Below are 21878 nucleotides of genomic sequence, written 5' to 3'. Positions count from 1 at the left end.
TCAGTTTCCTGACGAATTTTAAAATCCAAGGGAAGTTCGATTTAGCTTCTCTCAACTACCTATTATAAAAAATAAGTAGTGAAGAAACTATCGTCATAATTTCTTCACTACTATCTTAATATGTTTCCTAGGGGACTTGCCTCAACTAAATTCGGCTTGATTGAATGATACATTTTGATGGAAGCCGAATTGGATTTTCGGCTGCGTCTGATCCCTCAGGAGTGTCACATGGACGGTGGCTTGCCTCGGGACATTTCTGTTTGTTGAATATGTAATACCATTCAACTTCATGTTACATTTACACACCATACATGCCGTGAGTGGAGATGAAGTGCTGCGAGGCTCTCATTTTTAAGTCTTTTTCATTTGAAATGTGATTGTCCAAAAAATTCAGTTTCAGCATGACAATTATTTCCAGAAATAAAAAAACAGACGTATGTGGCGTGTCTTCCATACATACATCTGTCAGTCAAATCATATTTCTCAACATAAAAATAACATCATCTAAATTGATTTGACTCCTATATATAAAAATATTTAATTGGTGTTTTTTGAACTTATTCATAAAATAATGGTAAGAGTATATTCTCAATTCAATTATAAGTTCAACTCTTCTTTTAATGCACGTTGCAACGTCTGACTAAAATTAACACCTTTTTCTTTGCCTAATACGACCATATATTGCGGCAAAGTCACCATCTTATTCACTGTCTTGTTTTCTTCTTTAATTCTAACTAGTTTTGTATCTACAGTAACGAGTTGTAGTTGCTCATTCGTATCAAGGTTGTTGATGAGCTCTCGATATTCTGATGGTTTAGGTATGGCATCGTTGTCATCTTCCATTACTAATAAGTGTCCCTCTAAAGCATCTTGTGCCATAAACACAGCTTCTTCAATATCACTTCCGCATGTAATAGCACCTGGTAAATCAGGAAAGTATACATTGTAGTCAGTACCTTCTTGCTGTAACACTGCATAGAAATGGTATTTCATATCAATCCCTCCATATTAAGAAGATGCAAGAGAGCTATAATAGCCCTGCTTGCTTAAGTATTGAGCATTCAGTTCCATAAGGTAAATCCTTTTTAGGGTGTGGTACAGTGACTTTGCCTTTATGCTTTAAGTGTTTAAAGTGATGGTGGCTACCAACAACTCTTACACAATACCATCCATTCTGCTCAAGCCTTTTAATAATTTCTTTTGATGAACTCATTTCAATTCACCTACCACATATATTATAACATATGTTTTAAGTGTTAGAAAGCTTAACGATTATACTATCAGCTGAAGGTTTCAAATTAATGACTACTTAATATACGTCTCATTTCCAAGCCTCATCGTATTAGAACATTCGATATATTTATTTAATCACTCATTTGATGTACTATCTTTTTTACCTAAACCTCACAAGATTGCTAAGAGGTTAAAATGAGATGTATCTCATAGTGCAAATTTAACAAAAACAGACGTATGTGGCGTGTTTTCCATACATACATCTGCTTTTGATTATTATGTTGTTTGACTACTTATTGATTCGTTTCAACAGCGACTCATTGTAGTTGCTCATTCGTATCAAGGTTATTGATGAGCTCTTGAAACTTTGATGGTCTAGGTGAATCATTGCTGTCACCCCTTAGAAAATCACACCACTTTGTAGAATAATATTGGCATATGGTGTGGCCTCGCCTGTCCGAATAATTGCTTTTGCATGACGTGTTTGCTTTTTAAACTCTTCGTGTGAGAGCATTTCAAGCGTTGGAAAATCTTTGTTAATCTTTTGATACAACGCCTCATTTTGCGCTGTCATTTCTCGAGCTACAACGACTTGTTCCACAACCATATGATGCATGAGTTCTTCATACACTTCTTCAAATGATGGTGTGCCTTTTTTTAATGCTAAATCAATGCGTTTGACCCCGTCTGGAATCGGAAGTCCACAATCCGCAATAACAATTTCATCTGTATGACCTAACGTACTTAATACTTTTGAAATCTCACTATTTAATGTTCCGTATCTATACATCAAACTCACCTTCCAAATCTGCCAAGTACGGCATGCCACCTTGTGCGCCCATACCTGTGACTGAATGACTTGCTGCTAAATTTGCAAATTCAATTGCTTTCGTTAATGGATAGTCTTTTTGCAATCCAACTGCCAATGCGCCGTTAAATGTATCACCTGCGCCTGTTGTATCTTTAACCTCTCTTTTAAAGCTTGGGACTTTAACGATTTCTGCACCGTTGTGATACATCGCACCTTCTGAACCGAGTGTCACAATAAGTTTATTTGGATATTGTGCTGCAGCTTCTTCAATGTCTTTTCCTTCAAAGAGATGCGCACTTTCTGTTTCATTTGGTGTAATATAATTCGCTTGTGCAATGACTTCTGCCGGCACTTCACGGTAAGGGGCTGGGTTTAAAATCGACACAATATCATGTTGCGCACAGTAATCCATCACATGTGTCACAGTCTCTGCAGGAATTTCTTGTTGAATAAGCACGATATCTCCCGCTTCAATACGTTCTAAATAAGGTTGAATGCGCTCTGGTGTGACATAACCATTCGCTGATGGCACGACAATAATACGGTTGTCTTGTTGTGATAACGTAATATGTGCCGTTCCTGATGGTTCGTCTTTAATCACTTGAATACCATCCACTTGGACTTCATTATCTTTAAAGTTTTGTTGAATTTGCTGGCCAAATGCATCTTCACCGACACAGCCAATCATATGAACATGTTCGCCTAGACGTGCGGCTGCAACAGCTTGGTTCGCACCTTTTCCTCCAGGCGTTGTAAAGAAGTCGTCACCTAATACCGTTTCACCTTGTTCGGGTACCACTTGTGAAGATACAACTAAATCCATAGACATACTTCCAATCACATAAATTTGACGCATTTTACTTCCTCCTTGTCGTTTCTCTTTCTATTAATGTGACATCTAACATCGTTTTACGTTCGATTTCAGCTTGTCCTTCAATTTGAGCAATCAGTTTTTCAGCAGCTTGTTCACCTAACGTGTACGCCGGTTGACGCACAGTCGTTAATCCAGGCACAAACCATTCTGCTAGTGGGATATCATCATAACCGACAACTTGTACATCTTCCGGCACACGCTGTCCGTCATAATATAGCCACTTTAATACACGAAATGCCGCCACATCATGACTACAAATGACACTGTCAATACGATTTTCATGTATTAAAGTTAAAAACTGTGCCTCTGTCATCGCTAAATCCGACAATTCAAACACGGTACAACCTGCTTTTTGTAAAACGTGTCGCGCCATTTGATAACGTTGTTGAAAAGATTGGTAACTTTGGTCTTGATATACAATTAACACACGCTGACCACGGCCCCGAAGCACCACTTCAGCTTGTAAACGTCCACCTTGTCGATGATCGGCCTCCACACAATAGTCATCCGCCGTTACCCTATCAATGAGCACATGTGGTCTATCATCATTTTGTAGTTGTTTAAAAGTATGTTGCGTAGACAGTTGAGACGCAATAATACCACTACAATGGTTTGCTTTAAAAGTCGCTAAGTAATTGAGTTCTTTATGTTCATTCATCGCACCGTTGCCAATCATGATGTGATAACCGCGTGCCATTGCTGTATCTTCTACACCACGTGCGACATGTGTAAAAAATGGATTGCTCATATCTGGCAACAGCAAGCCGAGAACTTTAGATTGTTTCATGTTCAAAGTGCGGGCGACTTCATTCGGCGCATAGTCTAATTGCTGAATAGCCGCTTCAATTTTCTCTCTCGTCGCCGCTTTAACATAGCCACTTTGATTCATCGCTCGAGATACTGTGGCAACTGACACTCCCGCTAACGCAGCGACTTCTTTAATCGTAGCCATCGCAAACCTCCTTTTGTGGAAACGTTTACATATAAATTAACACGAGTTTCACAAACGTGCAATATAAAGCATCACATTCCTTGTGAAAACTAAGACTTCCCGCACACTACTGGTAGTATAAATGTCAATTTCTATTCAAAAATAACGCTATTTTTTCGCTAACACAAGCACTCTACTTCGTCCTTCATCGCAACAATGCTATATTTGAATTAACAGAAATATCTCAACAGTAAGTCAATATTTCATCATAAAAAGGAGAGAATGATAATGACAGAATTTACATTAGGCGACCAAATGCCAAATTTTAAACTGAACGCAACAGATGGAACAACATTCGATTTCCATCAATTCCAACAAACACATCCAGAACAATGGTATTTTGTGATTAACTTCCGCGGTTCTTGGTGTCCTGTTTGTATGGAGGAACTCGATAGTTTAATTAAAAATGTAGGTTACTTTGAAAAGAAAAATATTCAAATCATTTTAACTTCAAATGATACAGCAGAAAACCTTCGTCAAATGGTTGAGGAAAAACAAGTCCCATATCCAGTACTTGTTGATGAAAACAGTAATTTTGCGAACACTTATGGCGTTTATAGTCATCCGGATGATTCCATTTATGATGACCATGGTACACACAATGAACCAGCATATTTCTTAGTTTCTGAGGACAATCGTTTGGTTTATCAACAAAAACAAACGAACCCATTCGGCCGTCCAACGATGATTGAGTTAAGAAAAATCATTCAATACATCCAAAAAAGTTATAAAAAGGCTTAATTGCAGACGCACTCCATTGAATTCAAATCATTTTATGAGATTGTAGTCCATTAGGTTCCTGTTTCTGGTACTCATAATGGACTTGCAATCTTTTTGTTAAACTTGCCATCCTTATGGTTTGCGATTTTTGATTGCATTCATGTTCTCAACCACTTTAAAATCATTAATGAATCATCAATCTCTCAATGAAATGAGACTTAAAATTTTCTATATCCCAACCTCGTTTCCCATTATCATCCCTTTCTTCACCTCCGCCATAGTTCGCAATGGTTCGCGTGAGGTTGATAAATGCGCAATAGATTCTCTGTTTTATCACGCTCATATTGCCAAATATATCGAATAAACTCCCAACTGATGATGTCTGGATTATCTCCAGCTTGAGGGCGAATTTTGCTCAGCACATAACGGTGGATGACGCGTAAAATACAACGCCAGCGTGAGTCACTCAGCCAAATCAATAAATCTGCGCGTGCTAACCTTTCATCTAATGTCCTTTCATACGTGCCATCCATCACCCATGCGTCTGTATTCACAATTTCAGTGACATGACGTTGCAACACTTCTGCCGGGACAAGTTCACCTTCTTCCCATGCATAGCGATCTAAATGATACGTTGGAATTTGAAGTGCTTTACCAATTTTCATACATAGCGTCGATTTCCCCGAACCTGGCATGCCCAAAATAACGATACGTCGATACATGAAGTTCCCTCCTCTACTCATGTTGTTTCAATTATAATTCACTTTCTAACCCATGACACTTTCTAATTCTTAATTTCTTCAATAACATTTTTCATTATTAATAAAATTATTCAACACGACTCAATTGTATTCTTTTGTGTTTTATTTATCAAAAAATTCTGATTTATTTCTAATAATCCCTTGTATTCTGATAGGAATTAAGGTAATATGTCCATATCAAATTTGTTGGAGGTATAATTTATGTCTTTATTCTTATTGGAAACTCAAGATTTATCTTTCGCAAAAACATCAACGGAATTAGAAGAAAAAGTACAATCTCTTTCTGAACAAGCAGGTCCAGAACTGATTGAAGTACAAGTTACTGAAGATTTATCACACGGTTATTTCATTGTGGAAGGCAATAGTGAAGAAGAAGCGAAACAATTTTTAGAAGATGCATCTATCGAAGTGAGCCTCGTAAAAGAAGTTCGTCTTGTTGGCAAAGATTTAGATGAGGTCAAGCAAGGCGACGTTTCTATCGACTATTTAGTCACTTGGAACATTCCTGAAGGTATTACAATGGATCAATATTTAGAACGTAAAAAGAAAAATTCCGTACATTATGAAGAAGTGCCTGAAGTACAATTCCAAAGAACTTATGTTTGCGAAGATATGACAAAATGTGTATGCCTCTATAACGCACCAGATGAAGATTCGGTTCGTCGTGCACGTGAAGCTGTGAATACACCAATCGATGGTATCGAAAAAATTTAATGCCAACCCTTTCCTAACCTATGCAAAAGCGCACATATCAATCCGACACATTGAGAGCGAGAACTGTGTAGTCAGTCAGCCATTTGATTTTGAAATATCATAAAACTGTCACTGCCTACTTCTCGCTCTTTTTTACAACTATAATTCCTAGTGTTTTAATAAGGTTTAGGAGGTGTTGAGATGATAGAAATTAAAGCACTGCATCATTATTTTGGTGAACAACATGTGATTCGAGATTTTAATTTAACGATACCTACAGGAAAGATCGTTAGTTTTATCGGAAAGAGTGGTTGTGGCAAATCGACTTTACTCAATATCATCGGTGGCTTTTTAACGCCGTCATCAGGTGAGGTCATTATTGATCAAACAATCAAAACAGCCCCTTCTTCTGATTGTTTAATGTTATTTCAACACCATAACTTATTACCTTGGAAGACGATTAACGACAATATTAAGCTCGGGTTAACAAAACATGTGTCCAATGCTGATATTGATACATATTTATCCACTGTGGGCTTAGCTGACAAAGGAGCGCATTTTCCTGCTGAGCTGTCAGGTGGGATGCAACAACGTGTCTCCATTTGTCGTGCACTCATTCATCAACCGCGTGTGGTGCTATTAGACGAACCACTCGGTGCACTGGATGCTTTTACGCGTTATAAATTACAAGATGAACTAATTAAATTACGTACGCATACGGATGCGACACTCATTCTCGTGACACATGATATTGACGAAGCCCTCTATTTGTCAGATGAAATCGTTTTGCTCGGTGATGGCGCTCAAATTCTCAACCAGTATACTGTGCATCAATCCCATCCGAGAAACCGTAGTGATGAGACATTGTTATCCATTCGTCGTCAAATTATGGAAGATTTTGCGCTCAATCATCATATGGCTGAACCGGAATATCATTTGTAGAGGAGGCACATGATGAAACGACTATTTATTTTATTCATGGTGATTCTTTTCATCATCACCGGCTGCAGTCCAAATTCTCAAAGTGATGTGCATAGCGATAAAAAAGTGCTCAAGATTGGTTACCTACCGATTACACATGCCGCGAATTTGATGATGACCAAAGAAATAAAGCAAAGTCACTCGGATTATGACATCGAATTAGTTCGCTTTAACAATTGGCCGGATTTAATGGATGCATTGAACAGTGGACGGATTGACGGCGCTTCGACTTTGATCGAACTCGCCATGAAAGCGAAATCGAAAGGTTCACCGATTAAAGCCGTCGCACTCGGACATCACGAAGGCAATGTTGTACTTGGACAAAACGGCCATAATTTACATGACTTTAATAATCATCACGATTATTCATTTGCGATTCCACATCGCTATTCGACACATTATTTATTGTTAGAAGAAATGCGCAAACAGCTCCATATTCATGATGGGCATTTTCATTATCACGAAATGGCACCCGCTGAAATGCCTGCCGCACTGAGTGAACAACGGATTGATGGCTATTCTGTCGCAGAACCATTTGGCGCACTGGGTGAAAAGCTTGGTAAAGGACACCTGTTACAACATGGGAGTGACATTATGCCTGATGCGTACTGTTGTGTTCTTGTCTTACAAGAGGATGTCATCCAACACCATCATCAAGCGGCACAACAGTTTTTGAGTGATTACAAAAAAGCAGGTTACCAATTAGAAGACAAACAGCAGAGCGTCAACATCATGGCGAAATACTTTAAACAAGATCGTAAAATCCTTGAACAATCTGCGCAATGGACATCTTATGGTGATTTGACGATTCAACAAGAGGGCTACGATAACATTGCACAGCTCGTTCAGTCACACCATTTGTTTGACGCCCCATCATACGATCAATTTGTAGATGACACATTATACAAGAAAGGGTGATTCATTTGATCAGTGCCATATTCAAAAAATATTTACTCCCTTTCTATACTTTTGTGCTGTTCTTATTACTTTGGCAATGCGTCATTTGGATCGGACAATACCAACCCGTACTCTTACCGGGACCAGTCCAAGTCGCCCAAAGTATCGGGCACTTCATCATTACCGGGGAAATATTCGTACATCTTGGCATTAGTCTTTACCGTTTTATCATCGGCTTTTTGATCGCTGTCGTGCTCGCCATTCCACTCGGGATACTATTAGGGCGCAATCGCATACTTTACCAAGCCATTGAACCGTTACTACAAACGATTCGTCCGATTTCACCGATTGCATGGTCACCCTTTATCGTTTTATGGTTTGGCATTGGCAGTTTACCGGCCATTTTCATCATCTTCATCGCCGCCTTTTTCCCTATCGTTTTCAACACAATTAAAGGCGTGCGCACCATTGATGATCACTATTTAAAAATCGCCGACAATTTAAACTTACGCGGTTGGGCATTATACCGTGACATCATTTTCCCTGGCGCATTTAAACACATCATGTCGGGCATTCATGTTGCAGTCGGCACAAGTTGGATTTTCTTAGTCTCTGGTGAAATGATCGGCGCACAATCAGGGCTCGGCTTTCTCATTGTCGACTCCCGCAACATGCTGAATTTAGAAGATGTGCTCTCTGCCATCTTTTTCATCGGGATTTTCGGTTTTCTCATCGACCGTATCATTAGTTATTTAGAAAGTTTAATTTTAAAACGTTTTGGAGAATCTTAATCTATACAGGAGTGATAGGATGACAACGATTGAAACTTTAATTGAAGAAGAATTAACCCCTTACTTAGTCGAAATTGATAACGGCCAATACTATGCACAACCATTTATTCAACACTTATTTGAAGGGGGTCATTTTTCAAAAGATGACTTGAAACAAAATGCCGTAGTGGTTGAAAAAGTCGCCTATTCATGCCTCACAACCGCATTTTGTTTATGGTGCCAACTTGCCTTTTCAACGTATTTAAAGCAAGCCGAGCAACCCGCTTTGCACAATGATCTACAACAGCAAATTTTATCCGGTCAAGCGTTAGGGGCAACAGGTTTATCCAACCCGATGAAATCCTTCAATGCATTGGAAACATTCAACTTAACGCATCATTACGAAGGTGAACAATTCATCGTGAACGGCAAACTTCCAGCAGTGAGCAACATTGGCACAGATCATTATTTCGGAGCCATCTCACAAAATACAGAGACAAACGAACTCGTGATGTTTATTTTACAAGCGAATACAGCAGGTCTTACACTTGAAGAAAAATCGAACTTCTTAGGGGTCAACGGTTCAGCCACTTACAGCATTACATTCGATAATGTGGCAGTACCTGAATCACAAATTATTACGAGAGATGCTGAACAATTTGCGGCGACCATTCGCCCACAGTTCGTCACACTGCAAATTCCTATCGCATTAGGATCCATTCAAAGTTCACTCGATTTAATCGACCAATTTTCAGACGCACAAAATGGGATTAACGCGTATTTGGAATATGATGTCGAAAGTTATAAAAAGCAGTTTGTAGCGTTACGTGAACAATATTATGCGTTATTAGACAAAGCACAAGGTGACTTGCGTGATCATTTACTCGAAGTCATTCAATTGAAAAAAGCATTAGGTTATTTATTGCTTGAAGTGAACCAAGCATCGATGGTCAACGGTGGGTCTCGCGCATATTCACCAAAAGCGCCTCAAGCACGCAAGTTGAAAGAAGGATTTTTCTTTGCGGCACTCACACCGACATTACGTCATTTAGGCAAACTTGAAGAAACACTTCAGTAAATTTCACGTTAAATTGAGAGCTGCGTTTCTAGCTACATGCCCCTGTCAAAGTACGCTTCAACTTCATAATCCATTAAAATGCTGGGACATAGTCCTTTAACTCATTTAAGAAAAAACTGTTTAAATTCATTTTTAGAGTTTAACGGTTTTTTCTTATTAGCGAACGAAAATTAGTATGGCTAGTTTTCGTATATATACTCCCATGAGTGCGATGCCAAGTTCACACTTAACTTTTGATTGGGTACGAACCGATAATCTTTGAAAGCCCAAATTAGCCTTCAGTTTTCCAAAATTTAATTCAACGTCTATCTTTCTCTTTTGATAAATGTGATTCGTCTTTGAATCTGAAATCTGCTTATTTGTATAACCTTTGAAATAGTCCCAAAACAGAATGGATCTATGTCAAGAATACGGACACAGAAAAAAGAGAATTCTACCGCGCTTCGCTTGCTTGCCTAGCCCATCATGTACTTTTAAGAATCAAAAAGTACATTCTGAGCTAGGTTATTTTGTTGCGTATTTCTTCTCAAATTCAATGGGGCTCATATCATTTAACGTTGAATGTACTCTTTTAGAATTGTAAAAAGTAAGGATATATTCCACAATGCTGAACATCGCTTCGTTTCTGGTTTTATAGTCCTGATGATGTATCAATTCCTTTTTGATGATACTATGAAAAGATTCTATACATGCGTTGTCGTAACAGTTTCCTTTACGACTCATACTGCTCTGAATCCCTTTTTCACGTAGTAAATTTTGATACTCTATTGAGGCATATTGACTTCCTTGATCTGAGTGATGGATTAGGCCTTCTCTAGGTTCTTGAATTGTATACGCTTTGTTTAAAGCTGACATCACAAGTTCTTTAGTCATACGAGGTCCATCGCTCAACCAATAATTCTACGAGAAAACAAATCCATAACAGTTGCTAAATAGAGCCATCCTTCTTTCGTGTATACATACGTGATGTCAGCCACCCAAACGCTGCCAGGTTGTGATACTTTAAATTGTTGTTTCAATAAATTGGGGTATACAGGAAGATGATGCTTTGGATGGGTCGTTGCCTTGTATTTCTTTTTTGTGATAGACCTTATACCGAGTTCCTTCATCATTCTACTGACAGTTCTTTGGGTTACAGTATGTCCGTGTCGCCTTAGTATTTGTGTGATTTTGGGGCTTCCGTATCGTTTTTGACTTTTAATATAGATTTGATAAATATCCTTCTTCAAACCTTCACACTTCACTGTACGCGTACTTGGCTTGCGATTTTTCCAATCATAATAACCACTTCTCGAAACACCTAGAACTTGGCACATCTTTACGACGCGAAATTCATGTCGGTGTTCATAGATAAACTTATATATTACTTCTAGTCTTTGGCAAAGATGTGCATAGCCTTTTTTAAGATTTTATTTTCTTCCTCTAAGTCTCTTAATCGCTTTTCTAAATCTGCCTCTACTTGCTTATTTGACGTACGTTTACAGCTACCAACAAAACCTTTTTCACCGTCTTTACGGTATATACTCAGCCATCTTGTTAACGTTTGAATAGGAATATCTAAATCTCTAGAAACTTCTGAGGCACGTCTCCCTGATTCGACTAATTGAATTGCTTCCATTTTAAAGCTATGATCGTATTTTCTTCTCGCCATCACTGACACTCCTATAAATTGATTTCTTTTATTATACATTAAATTCTTATCAATTTACCGTGTCCGTTTCTTAGTCTAGCATCACTTTACAACTTAAAAAGTGTTAATCATCCATTGCTTTAATTCTTCTTCGGAACCAATATCCTTTGTATTTTCAGTAGTATGAATTACCCCTTCTTTTAAAACAACAATTTTTGAGGCTAGATTAAATACAGTACTTGAGAAATGAGTAGTAAAAATCACAAGATGACCATTTCGATTAAATTTTTTTAATAAATTACACAAATCATTTTGGCTTTTAACATCTAAAGCATTAAAAGGTTCGTCTAGCAATATAATTTTAGGATTTATTAAATTCAATAATGCAAAGTTTAATTTTTGTATCATCCCAGAAGAATACGTTTCTATTCTTTTTTTTATTTGATTTTCAGTCAGGTTAACTTCTATACATGCTTTTTCTATTACTTTATCTTCAGGAAAAATATTATATAAAGAACAAATACATTTCAAATTTTCAATAGCGTTTAATTTCTTATAAAAAAACGAATCTGACGTTATTAAAAAAATATGCTTTCTTAACTCAGTATTGTTTAAAATATTTTTATTAAATAACTTTATCAAGCCGCTATCTGGTATTAAAAGTCCTCCTAGAATATTTAATAATGTGGTTTTACCAACCCCATTATGCCCTAATATACAATATATTTCATTGTTGTAAAAAGAATAATCAATTCCTTTTAATACATAGTTCGGGTCTTTCCCGAATTTTTTTTGAATATTCATTAAATGTAAAATGATTTTCACCTACTTTATTTATAATTAATATAAACTTCTAAAAAAGCTGCTATAAGAGAAAGTATAGTAATTAGAAAAAAGGAATTTGTAAATAAATTCTTTATATTTGACTTTATATTTATTTCTCTGATTACTTTAGAGTAAAATAAATAAATAACAAAGAAAGCGAAGCTGTTTGATATAATCAAAGCTGAAATTTCAAACACACCATGCGGAGCAAGCCATAACATTAATTGCATAAATTGATTAGTCTTCAAAGAATATCCAATTAAAAAACCGATAACTCCACCATTATATAAAATCATAGAGACATTTATAATACCAAATGTCAGAAAACCAAACAAAAATATGATAAACCAGATATAATTATGAAAAAATAGTTCAATAACACTTAAGTTCGTATTTAATTCTAATTCAACTGGCTTTTGCAAAATTACATAACTTAATACAACACCTGAAATATTCCCTACAACAAAAAGAATTATTGTGAATATATATATATATTTATTAATTTAGTATTATAAATATAAATCTCTTCCTTTCCACTTTTCTTCGAATTTATAAAGTATTTTTTTATGGATAAAAATGATATAACAAAGAAAACACTAGTAAATATAATATCAAATAATAATAACCATTTAAAATTTATTCTCAAAAAGTAGCTAATTAAAAAGCCATATATATATACTGAAGTCAAAATACTGTTAAATTTACTAATCACATTTTCCTCTAAAATTTCATCTTCCCCCAAGTCATCTAACTCGTTAAAATGTTGACTTTGAAAGTGTGGTGAGATAAAAGAAGGTATTAAGGATAAGTGAGGAAAGGTCAAAAAGTTTAAAAGTACAATTAGCAATGTAAGTATTATTTCTAATACGTGAAAATCAGATACAATGACTGAAAATATAATTATTAATACACTTTCTTTGATTGCTAAAAATCTAATTATTTTAATTTTAGAATTATACAATTCCAAAAAGCTTATATTAGCCATTCTATATAAAGCAATAGAATATTTTTCAGAATCAAATCTAAGAGAATTAGTAAAAAAATCTGTCCCTAAAGTATTTGCATCTCTTGACATCATATAGATAACAATTATAGTTACAAACATACTAATTTGATTATCTAGATGTTTGTTGCAAGCCAAAAGGACGCCACTGTATATCCATAAAGAATAGCTGATGTAAATATAGGGCTTATGTAATGTTAATTGCTCTACATTTTTAAGAAAGTTTAAAGCCTGGACTTTAGTTAGACTTTCTTTCATATGTTTTATTAGATTTAAACATGGAGCAGTCTCTGTTAAATAATAATTTTCTCTGTACCAAAACCCCATACTTCTAGATAAAATCATGCTTATGTGAATGATCGAACTCACTATCACCCATATAAGGAAAATAGGAAAATTTTCTAGACCTAGGTGAGGTGAAAAATATGATAATATGTGGGTTAATGATACATGTAATTGATAAATTTCATCACCTATCTGATTAAATAATTGAGACCAAGTAAAGTTTGTTTTAACTTTTAAATTATGAGACATAATAAAAGTTAAAGGTTTAATAATAATTTTGATAAAAAAACTTACTAAGAAAAAACTAACCATAGAGAAAAAAACACCAGAAACAATATTGAATAAAAAATAATTTATATTAATTAAAGATTTCATTCCAGAGACTTTAAATTTTGTAATCAATGCCCCCCCTATATATGATAGGTACACTTCCATAAAAATAATGATAATAAAATTAAATAAATAGACAAACATATTTGTAGAATAAATACTTATAGTAATTGCTATAATGAACACATTGAATATACCTTGAAATCTTTTTATTAAGTTTAAAAGGAATACTTTATTATATATGTCTCTATTACTGTTAGGAGATTTAAATAATATTTTTTTGTCTGTTGGAAATATTAACTCATTGATGTTTCCAATCACAGAAAATATACTTACGTAAATAAAGGAAATTAATTTAAAATAGTAATCTATAGTATTAATATGTGTATAAAAAACATCACATAAATAAGCCATAAGAATAAACACAAATACAGGGGTAGAAATTACATCTAAAAACATAATGTATAAATACATTTTTTTATACTTTTTATTTTCTAGAAATTCATATTTCCTTCTTATGTGGTTCAATAAAACGAATTTATAATAATTAAAAGAAAAATTCATTAATCTAGATCCTTTCAATGAATAAGCCTTCCATTGCTAAAAGCAGCAGAAGGCCCTTCATTATTTTACCAAATGGCTGCTTTTCTACGACCGACTTTTTTTATCATTCGTTTGATAGCTGCTCTTCCAATTTCTGCAATAATTTTACTTGCGCCACCAGTAGCAGCAATACCTATTGTACTTAATAATGAAATAATGTCTGCTCCATTTATAACGCCATTTAAAATCATTGTCGCAGTACTAATACTCAAAACAACTGTTCCACCTGTTCCTTGCTTAACTTTACGAGCTATTTCTAACATACAATCACCCCCTTTACATCAATGATGCCATAAAATCAATTTTTCAACATATATTTTAAAACTTATGTTTAAATCATTTGAAAGCTTGGTTATTTTTTTTATTTATGATATATTGAAATCATACTATTTAATTAAGAAAGGATTAAAAAATGGATAAAAATAATTGGCCCTTTTTTTATAGTTTTTATAGGAAAAGAGCATCTACTAAATGGGGTTTTAACTTACTTATTGCTATTATGTTTGCCATGTTATCTGCCCTGTTATCTTCGCAGTTATTAACTAACGAAAAATCTTTAAATTCTATTGAAGGTATCGATCAGAACACATTATTTTTAATGATTAGAATTTTCTCTACTATAGCTGGAGGGATTTCTGCAATAATTTCTACTTTAGTTATATTTGTTTTATCTTTAATGTTTACTAAAATATTCAAAACAAAACCGCGAGTTAAGAGTTTGTTTTCCGGATCAATTTTACTGGTATTAATTGTCAATACAGTTACTTTAATTGCAATCATCATTCAATTCTTATTTGGTTTAAATCCTAAAGATTACAATATTTTAAGTTTGAATATATTTAATAGAGGAAATGATATATTGGGTGCATTCGACTTTAAGCTTATAATACAAAGCTATTTATTTATTTTGCTATTAAATGCTACTGGTAAGTTGTCTATAAAAATTTCTACTGTCGTATCATTAATATTATTTATATTCTTACTAATCATAAACTTAATTGGCGCTTTGATTTAAGGTTGTTTTTATTTGAATATAATGTTTTACAACTCTTAAATTCAAAAATCATTATTAAATCTGCTGAAAAGTATACTCTTTTGTAAAAAATAAACAAAAGTAACACATCTATTTGGCTAGCTTATTGGATGATATCATTACGTAAGTATACAAATATATTGCTATAGAAAATACCCTAAGTTAGCTTTGCGGAAATTTCACCTTTCATTATTTTACTTTTGTATTGGAACATATCCCATGAGTGCTTTCACAAACACCCACAAATAAATGAAATCTGAAGAACGACCACAATATTCGTAGTATAATAGCTATGAGGTATTAGTGGTCGTTTTTTATTGAGTTCAAATCTTGAGGGGCAAACTAATCTATTCTACTTTTGTACAGCCAAAAATGTCGCTATTAAGCATGAAAATAAAAATACAGATTAATCAAAACCACCCGTGTGAACGGGTGATTTGTTCTGCGGCTGAAAGTCTCTGTTACTGACCAGCCCTTGTAAGGGCACTGAGAAAATCAGCCAACCGTACTACTTTCTCAGCGACCCTTAAAAGGGTTTTATTTTTTACTCAACTTTTTATTCTCTTCTCCTGTAAACGGATCTATGTATTCCATCATTGTGAGTTGTTCTGCTACGATATCCTCTTGTAATTGATTTCGAATATATTCTTCTATTACCTTTTTATTTCTTCCAACCGTATCTACATAAAAACCTTTGCACCAAAATTTTCTATTCCCATATCTATATTTCAAATGTGCATGTCTATCAAAAATCATTAAACTGCTTTTCCCTTTTAAATATCCTACAAATTGAGAAACACTTAGCTTTGTTGGAATACTAACTAACATGTGTATATGATCTTTACATGCTTCAGCTTCTATTATTCTACACCTTTTCTTTCACATAGTTGGCTTAGAATTAAACCTATATCTCTTTTTAATTTTCCGTATATTATTTGTCTTCTATATTTAGGTGCAAAAACTATGTGATACTTACAATTCCATTTTGTATGTGCTAAACTATTTGTGTCGTTAGACATTTTGGCATCTCCTCATGTATATAATATTGGTTGGCTGACCAAATATTATTCTAGCATGTTGAGGTGCTTATTTTAATACAACGGTAGAACCTTACTCACAACGCATGGTTTACTTTTATTCAAACAGAGTAGATAACATATTAAATTTTATTCAGAGTTTATTTATATAGACAACGTATATCAATCTTGTGTAGCAATGGATATTTATCAAAACAATGTTGCTGCTTGCATTCTTGTAAATCCTCTGACACGATATGTCCGAAAAAATATCAAGCGACATTTAAAACCATATCTAGAGATTTAGATGTACTCAATCATTGATGTCAATAACGGTTTATGAATGACGTATGTTTAAATTTTTTCGCTTTTATAATCTTGAAGCCGGTATGAATCCCCGTGACTAGAAAAGGGGATGTTCGTTGTTATTATTGTGGATTTCATATCTTATTGACATCAATTGATAGAATAGATATGCCTGTTCTTTTGAGAAGGGGATATAGCCTATCTCATCAAAGTAATTTATCCAGCCTCTCGTCACTTGATTAATTTCAGTTATAATGCCTTTAAAGGTACCGGATCTATTTCGCTTCGTTATTTTCCTTAAGGTGCGTATTAAATTTTTTGCTTACGTAGTAGGTCTGAAACCATGGCTATGATTCGAGAATCTTCGGTCGATGCCTAGTTCAATCACATGTCTAATCGCTTGTTGTATCACTCTGTCTCTAGCGACAGGGATACCAAGCACACGCATTTTCCCATTCGACTTGGGAATTTCAACTTTCCGAACTGCTTGAGGTTGATATGAGCCATCAAGCAGTTTTTTCGTTATCTGTGAAAAGTACTGAGCAAAGTGAGCGTGGAGTTCACTGACTTTCATGCCGTCAATTCCAGGAGCACCTTTGTTTTTCTTAACTTTCTTGATAGCTTTTTCTATGTTGTTTGGTCTTACAACAAGCTCCATCAGTGATGGAGACTTACGATACATTTCTTTCATTTCACCTAAGATTTACTGTACACACTTATGTATTCTTTTTCGTTCCACTACTTATCCTTCCATAAGTTGCCGGTTAGGACCGTATTCTGCACGTCGTAAATCTATAACCTCCAATCTTTACTTTGTATTGAATATTGTTCAGTCCTTCGGTACGTTTTCCCTACTATGACTTCTGCTGACTTCTCATCATTCGTTGTTACTATGATAGAAAATACCGCTGATGAGACCTCCCCGAGTAAGGTGTAACCTCTTTCCACTCATGTCACCGCATCATTTACTATATAGAACTCGGGTAGTATCGGACTTTATCTTGTTTAGCAGATTCATCCATTCTACATAGCCTTAGTATGATGTTTCTGTTCGTCAGTGCGAGTGTTTGCGTCCGACTTCCTTCCGATTCCTCTTCACAATGGACACCCTTGTCTTTCGCTAACAGTTCCTACTACCAAGCCTGTAACGGACTTTCACCGTCTAGATGTTACCCATGCCGAACGCATTTAAAAGAAACACTACTGTTTTGAAAAGTTACAATGCTTTTTATCATTGATATAGCATTAGTATCATACTCTTCACACCTCCCAGTCATACCGAAAATGTAACATCTGTTACAAAATGTGTTGATCCCCCCTAGGAAAGCGACCTGTTAATGCCCATCATTAAGACAAGCCCAAAACCGAAAATAGTTGCGCGATCTGTAATACTACAGTTTTTGTACAATGAAGATACATCAATGTTCTCTCCCCCATCCTTCCAAAGCCTCTTGTTATACATGTTGTCCTCTATGTTTTATACTAATAACATATGAATCAAACTTCTATTGCCAACAAAAGGTGGTCCTGTTTATGCAAGAAAAACTCTGGTCTAAAGACTTTATTTTCATCACGTTGACCAACTTTTTAATGTACATGATTCACTATATGTTAATCGTGACAGTGACGGTCTTCACAATTAATGAATTCCATGCCTCTGAAAGTATTGGTGGTCTCGCTTCAGGGATTTTCATTATCGGTATGTTATTAGGACGTCTCGCTTCTGGACGTATAGTGGATTCGCTTCAACCTAAAAAAGTGCTCGTTTACGGCATTATTTTTTCAATTATTACAGTTTCACTCTATTTTGTCATGCAAACGTTAATGATTTTACTCATTGTTCGTTTTATACATGGTGTCGCATTTGGCTTTTCTTCTACTGCGACAGGTACCATTTCATCGCGTATTGTACCAGAAGCACGTAAAGGTGAAGGAATCGGTTATTATGCTTTAAGTGTGACAACCGCTTCTGCTGTCGGACCGTTTTTCGGTATTTTATTCAACCAATCATTCGGTTTTCGCTCTATCTTCTCACTGAGTTTAGGTGTGATTATATTAGCGTTTATTCTTGCACTTGCAATCAAACCGTTACCTAAAGTTGAAATGTCAGTAGAAAGTCAACCTGTCAAAGGTCTGCAAGCCTTTATTCAAAAAGATGCCATTCCGATATCGTTCGTATTAGCCGTCATTGGCGTCGTATATTCAAGTGTATTGTCATTTTTATCAGTGTATACAGAAACAATGCATTTACCGACTGCTGCAAGTTTCTTCTTTATCGTATATGCGGTCAGTACATTTGTGACACGACCCTTTACCGGAAGAATCTTTGACCAACACGGCCCGAATGCGATTATGTATCCTGTCATTGTCGTTTTTGCGATAGGTCTGGTTATATTAAGCGGCGCGCAAGGCACATGGCTCATCGCATTATCCGCTATATTTATCGGCATTGGTTACGGAACGATTGTACCAAGTGGGCAAGCGATTGTTGTCCAGCAAGCACCCCGCCATCAAGTTGGGCTTGCGACATCCACATTTTATATTTTCTTAGACTTTGGTGCAGGTTTCGGCCCATTTTTATTAGGTTATATCATTTCAATGTGGGGTTTCCGTGCACTTTACGTTGCGATGGCTGTCTTAGCACTCATCGCACTTGCACTCTATTATTTCGTACATGGACGTCATGTTTCACAACGTTCGCAATGACACACAAAGGACTAGCCGTTCATAGGTCTAGTCCTTTTATTTTTGAACACGCTACATCATTAATTCCCACAACAAAAATGAAAATATCAGTTAAATCATCCAACTTGTAAAAACTGTACAAAAACAAACGAAACATCATGTTATAGTTCAAACATTGTAGTACCCCATTTGTCCCCTTACCCGTTATATGATGACGTACTTGGTCAACACTCCCGAGGGATGAAGTTGAAAACAAAATAACGTCATTTAACTTTGATAGTGGCTACTGTTTAACGCAGTAGCTGTCTGACTTCTCAATGCATATGCTTTTGAGAAGTCTAGTCAGCCTTACGGGGGCAGTACGACGAAATCTTTGTGACACATGAGATTTCTGTACTGCTCTCAAAATACAATTTGGCTTCCTTCAAATGTACATCTCAATAATGCCAAATTGAGTTGAGGCAAGTCCCCTGGGAAAGGGAGACCAATGGTAAGTCATCGGTAATCGACATAGGAACACAAGAAATCTTTCCGCAATCATTGGTAAAACACGAAAACGATGTTTCTTCCCTGCCTATACCAAATGCCCAAATCAAATTTTTTTCATCTCCCATGTAAACGACTGAAAACAGTGTCGCCACTCATTTTATCGCTTTCAATAAATTGTCTAATCTTTGTCTATTGTCTGAAAATACAAATATTTTATTTTTACAATTGTTGTAACTGTGTTATATTTCATGTAAGGGCTTACAATCAAAGTGTAAAAGGAGGCTCTGCAACATGAAAAAGTGTACATGGGCAGCAATTCCGTCACTCATCAACACGGGTGATGTGATTGGTTTAGCCGCACTGACTGTATCCAACTTACCGGCAGCACTGCTCGCATCGTTAATTGAACACTATGATCAACATCAAGAACCGAAACAATTGACGATGATGATGGCAAATGATATTAGCAGTCGTGGTCTCGCAATAGAATTAGACGATTTTGTTGAGCGACAGATGGTAGACCGTGTCATTATGAGTATTATGACCGCTTCTCCCCGTACAGCCCAAGCGATTAAAAACAATGAATTGGAAGCGTACTTTTTACCACAAGGGGTCATCGCCACGCACTATCGTCAAACGAATGCGATTACACCCGGTGTGATTACAAAAATTGGCTTGAATACACATATCGACCCGCGCTATAAAGGGGGTCGCATCAATGACAAGACGACTGCATCCCTCGTCTCTTTTCTGAACATTGATGGCGAAGATTTTCTGCATTACCAATTGCCACCACTAGATGTCGCATTGCTTCGAGGTACTTACGCTGATGAACAAGGCAACATCTACATGGACGAAGAAGCACACCTCGGTGAAAGTTACAGTTTGGCCCTCAACGCAAAGTCCAATGGTGGCACGGTCATTGTACAAGTGAAAGCTGTCGTTGATAAAGGTCAACAAAATCCGAACCACGTGTATATTCCTGGGTCACTTGTCGATTATGTTTACGTCGTTGAAGATGCATCATACCATCGTCAAGTTGTTCAAACGATGTATCAACCGACGTTATCTGGGCAAGCACGCATGGACACAATCCCGGAGTCCCCATTGCCATTTAATACACGAAAATTGATTTTGCGCCGTGCAGCCCAATTTTTAAGTGTTGGGGACACCATGAGTATCGGTTATGGCATTAACAATGAATTGACGAACCTTCTGCATGAGGAACACGTGAATTATCTTGTTCAACCGATTATGGACATTGGTATTTTCGGAGGCTTTATCGGCAGTCGTGAACATTTCGGCATGAATTACAATTCCGACGTTCGCATGCGCCACGAATTGGCATGGGATTTCATTTATAACGGGGGTGTCTCTATCGCACTAATGAGCTTTGCGGAAGTCGATCAACACGGCAATGTGAACGTCTCATACTTTGGCAATCGCATGAATGGTTGCGGTGGCTTTATCGATATCAGTCAATCTGTCCAAAAACTGATTTTGACCGGCTCACTCATTGCAGGTGCCAAGCTCAATATTGAAAACCAACAACTCTCCGTGGTTGAAGAAGGTCACACGCAAAAGTTTGTCGACACGGTGAGCAACATTGACTTCAATGCATCTTATGCCAAGTCATTACGTCAAGAAGTCTATTTCGTGACAGAACGCGCTGTATTCGAACTACAAGATGACGGTCTCACATTGATAGAAGTCGCACCAGGACTAGACATCGAACAAGATATTATCGCTCAAATGGGCTTTACACCAAAGATTTCACCACAATTGAAACAAATGGATCCCGCGATGTACCTAGCACATTGGGGGCAATTACTACATACGATTCAGTCAAACAGAGCAATATAAA

20 protein-coding genes and 4 pseudogenes are annotated in these 21878 nt (G+C 36.1%); 9 read left to right on the top strand and 15 right to left on the bottom strand.

Translation table 11 applies throughout. The features are described 5' to 3' along the window. Positions 1 to 597 precede the first annotated feature (597 nt). From CCE82_RS11105 to CCE82_RS11085, 5 genes are all read right to left on the bottom strand, one after another. The gene (locus CCE82_RS11105; RefSeq protein WP_086429446.1) at positions 598 to 993 is read right to left on the bottom strand and encodes a type II toxin-antitoxin system HicB family antitoxin; all 396 of its coding nucleotides are present in this window, start codon (positions 991 to 993) and stop codon (positions 598 to 600) included. Between the two features lie 34 nt (positions 994 to 1027). Further along, complete coding sequence (locus CCE82_RS11100) at positions 1028 to 1213, bottom strand: type II toxin-antitoxin system HicA family toxin (RefSeq protein WP_086429445.1); 186 nt, start codon at positions 1211 to 1213, stop codon at positions 1028 to 1030. A 420-nt stretch (positions 1214 to 1633) separates the two neighbouring features. Further along, the gene (rbsD, locus tag CCE82_RS11095; RefSeq protein ID WP_086429444.1) at positions 1634 to 2023 is read right to left on the bottom strand and encodes a D-ribose pyranase; all 390 of its coding nucleotides are present in this window, start codon (positions 2021 to 2023) and stop codon (positions 1634 to 1636) included. Beyond that, positions 2016 to 2900, bottom strand: a complete 885-nt coding sequence (gene rbsK, locus CCE82_RS11090; RefSeq protein WP_086429443.1) for a ribokinase — start codon at positions 2898 to 2900, stop codon at positions 2016 to 2018. The genes rbsD and rbsK overlap by 8 nt, the downstream gene beginning before the upstream one ends. A 1-nt stretch (position 2901) precedes the next feature. Further along, on the bottom strand, positions 2902 to 3870 hold the full coding sequence (locus CCE82_RS11085; protein ID WP_086429442.1) for a LacI family DNA-binding transcriptional regulator: 969 nt from the start codon (positions 3868 to 3870) through the stop codon (positions 2902 to 2904). 267 nt (positions 3871 to 4137) lie between these two features. Here CCE82_RS11085 and CCE82_RS11080 point away from each other — a divergent pair, with 267 nt between their 5' ends. Then, entirely contained in the window at positions 4138 to 4650 is a 513-nt protein-coding gene (locus tag CCE82_RS11080) for a peroxiredoxin family protein (RefSeq protein WP_086429441.1), read from the top strand. A gap of 245 nt (positions 4651 to 4895) precedes the next feature. Here the strand turns inward: CCE82_RS11080 and CCE82_RS11075 are convergent, their stop codons facing one another. Next, complete coding sequence (locus CCE82_RS11075) at positions 4896 to 5351, bottom strand: P-loop NTPase family protein (RefSeq protein ID WP_086429440.1); 456 nt, start codon at positions 5349 to 5351, stop codon at positions 4896 to 4898. Positions 5352 to 5591: 240 nt separating this feature from the next. On the opposite strand from CCE82_RS11075, the gene CCE82_RS11070 reads away from it, so the two are divergent. From CCE82_RS11070 to CCE82_RS11050, 5 genes are all read left to right on the top strand, one after another. Continuing rightward, positions 5592 to 6104 carry a DUF4242 domain-containing protein gene (locus tag CCE82_RS11070; protein ID WP_086429439.1) on the top strand — a complete coding sequence of 171 codons (513 nt, stop codon included), beginning with the start codon at positions 5592 to 5594 and terminating at the stop codon, positions 6102 to 6104. A 180-nt stretch (positions 6105 to 6284) separates the two neighbouring features. After that, on the top strand, positions 6285 to 7025 hold the full coding sequence (locus CCE82_RS11065; RefSeq protein WP_086429438.1) for an ABC transporter ATP-binding protein: 741 nt from the start codon (positions 6285 to 6287) through the stop codon (positions 7023 to 7025). A 12-nt stretch (positions 7026 to 7037) separates the two neighbouring features. Then, positions 7038 to 7982 carry an ABC transporter substrate-binding protein gene (locus CCE82_RS11060; RefSeq protein ID WP_420822121.1) on the top strand — a complete coding sequence of 315 codons (945 nt, stop codon included), beginning with the start codon at positions 7038 to 7040 and terminating at the stop codon, positions 7980 to 7982. Positions 7983 to 7987: 5 nt separating this feature from the next. Continuing rightward, entirely contained in the window at positions 7988 to 8752 is a 765-nt protein-coding gene (locus tag CCE82_RS11055; RefSeq protein ID WP_086429436.1) for an ABC transporter permease, read from the top strand. Between the two features lie 19 nt (positions 8753 to 8771). Continuing rightward, positions 8772 to 9809: an acyl-CoA dehydrogenase family protein gene (locus CCE82_RS11050; RefSeq protein WP_086429435.1), complete on the top strand. Its 1038-nt coding sequence runs from the start codon at positions 8772 to 8774 to the stop codon at positions 9807 to 9809. Between the two features lie 171 nt (positions 9810 to 9980). Here the strand turns inward: CCE82_RS11050 and CCE82_RS11045 are convergent. The 6 genes and pseudogenes from CCE82_RS11045 to CCE82_RS11010 form a co-directional block, all read right to left on the bottom strand. Beyond that, positions 9981 to 10202 (bottom strand): annotated as a pseudogene (locus CCE82_RS11045) (transposase); the annotation flags it as partial. A 111-nt stretch (positions 10203 to 10313) separates the two neighbouring features. Continuing rightward, positions 10314 to 11460, bottom strand: a pseudogene (locus CCE82_RS13430) (IS3 family transposase). Between the two features lie 93 nt (positions 11461 to 11553). Then, the gene (locus CCE82_RS11025) at positions 11554 to 12264 is read right to left on the bottom strand and encodes an ATP-binding cassette domain-containing protein (protein WP_159454538.1); all 711 of its coding nucleotides are present in this window, start codon (positions 12262 to 12264) and stop codon (positions 11554 to 11556) included. A 5-nt stretch (positions 12265 to 12269) separates the two neighbouring features. Next, the gene (locus tag CCE82_RS13425; protein WP_420822120.1) at positions 12270 to 12686 is read right to left on the bottom strand and encodes a stage II sporulation protein M; all 417 of its coding nucleotides are present in this window, start codon (positions 12684 to 12686) and stop codon (positions 12270 to 12272) included. A gap of 50 nt (positions 12687 to 12736) precedes the next feature. Further along, positions 12737 to 14446, bottom strand: a complete 1710-nt coding sequence (locus tag CCE82_RS11015) for a hypothetical protein (RefSeq protein WP_086429428.1) — start codon at positions 14444 to 14446, stop codon at positions 12737 to 12739. A gap of 65 nt (positions 14447 to 14511) precedes the next feature. Next, positions 14512 to 14748 carry an uberolysin/carnocyclin family circular bacteriocin gene (locus tag CCE82_RS11010; RefSeq protein WP_086429427.1) on the bottom strand — a complete coding sequence of 79 codons (237 nt, stop codon included), beginning with the start codon at positions 14746 to 14748 and terminating at the stop codon, positions 14512 to 14514. A gap of 149 nt (positions 14749 to 14897) precedes the next feature. On the opposite strand from CCE82_RS11010, the gene CCE82_RS11005 reads away from it, so the two are divergent. Beyond that, a complete protein-coding gene (locus CCE82_RS11005; protein ID WP_240507201.1) occupies positions 14898 to 15500 on the top strand; it encodes a hypothetical protein in 603 nt (200 codons plus the stop codon). A gap of 555 nt (positions 15501 to 16055) precedes the next feature. Here the strand turns inward: CCE82_RS11005 and tnpA are convergent. The 3 genes and pseudogenes from tnpA to CCE82_RS13415 all read right to left on the bottom strand — a co-directional run. Then, a pseudogene (gene tnpA, locus CCE82_RS11000) lies at positions 16056 to 16537 on the bottom strand (IS200/IS605 family transposase). Positions 16538 to 16937: 400 nt separating this feature from the next. Beyond that, positions 16938 to 17150 (bottom strand): group II intron maturase-specific domain-containing protein, encoded by a 213-nt coding sequence (locus CCE82_RS13420; protein ID WP_420822122.1) that lies wholly within the window; start codon positions 17148 to 17150, stop codon positions 16938 to 16940. A 21-nt stretch (positions 17151 to 17171) separates the two neighbouring features. Further along, positions 17172 to 17522 (bottom strand): annotated as a pseudogene (locus tag CCE82_RS13415) (group II intron reverse transcriptase/maturase); the annotation flags it as partial. Between the two features lie 851 nt (positions 17523 to 18373). Between CCE82_RS13415 and CCE82_RS10990 the strand changes: the two are divergent. Together CCE82_RS10990 and fadX are read left to right on the top strand one after the other, a co-directional pair. Further along, entirely contained in the window at positions 18374 to 19546 is a 1173-nt protein-coding gene (locus tag CCE82_RS10990) for an MFS transporter (RefSeq protein ID WP_086429426.1), read from the top strand. A gap of 759 nt (positions 19547 to 20305) precedes the next feature. After that, positions 20306 to 21877, top strand: coding sequence for a fatty acid degradation protein FadX (gene fadX / locus CCE82_RS10985; protein ID WP_086429425.1), 1572 nt, complete (start codon positions 20306 to 20308; stop codon positions 21875 to 21877). The last annotated feature ends 1 nt before the right edge of the window (position 21878 follow it).

The organism is Staphylococcus cornubiensis (assembly GCF_900183575.1).
GTDB lineage: Bacteria > Bacillota > Bacilli > Staphylococcales > Staphylococcaceae > Staphylococcus > Staphylococcus cornubiensis.
This window is presented reverse-complemented; position numbering and strand designations above follow the sequence as displayed.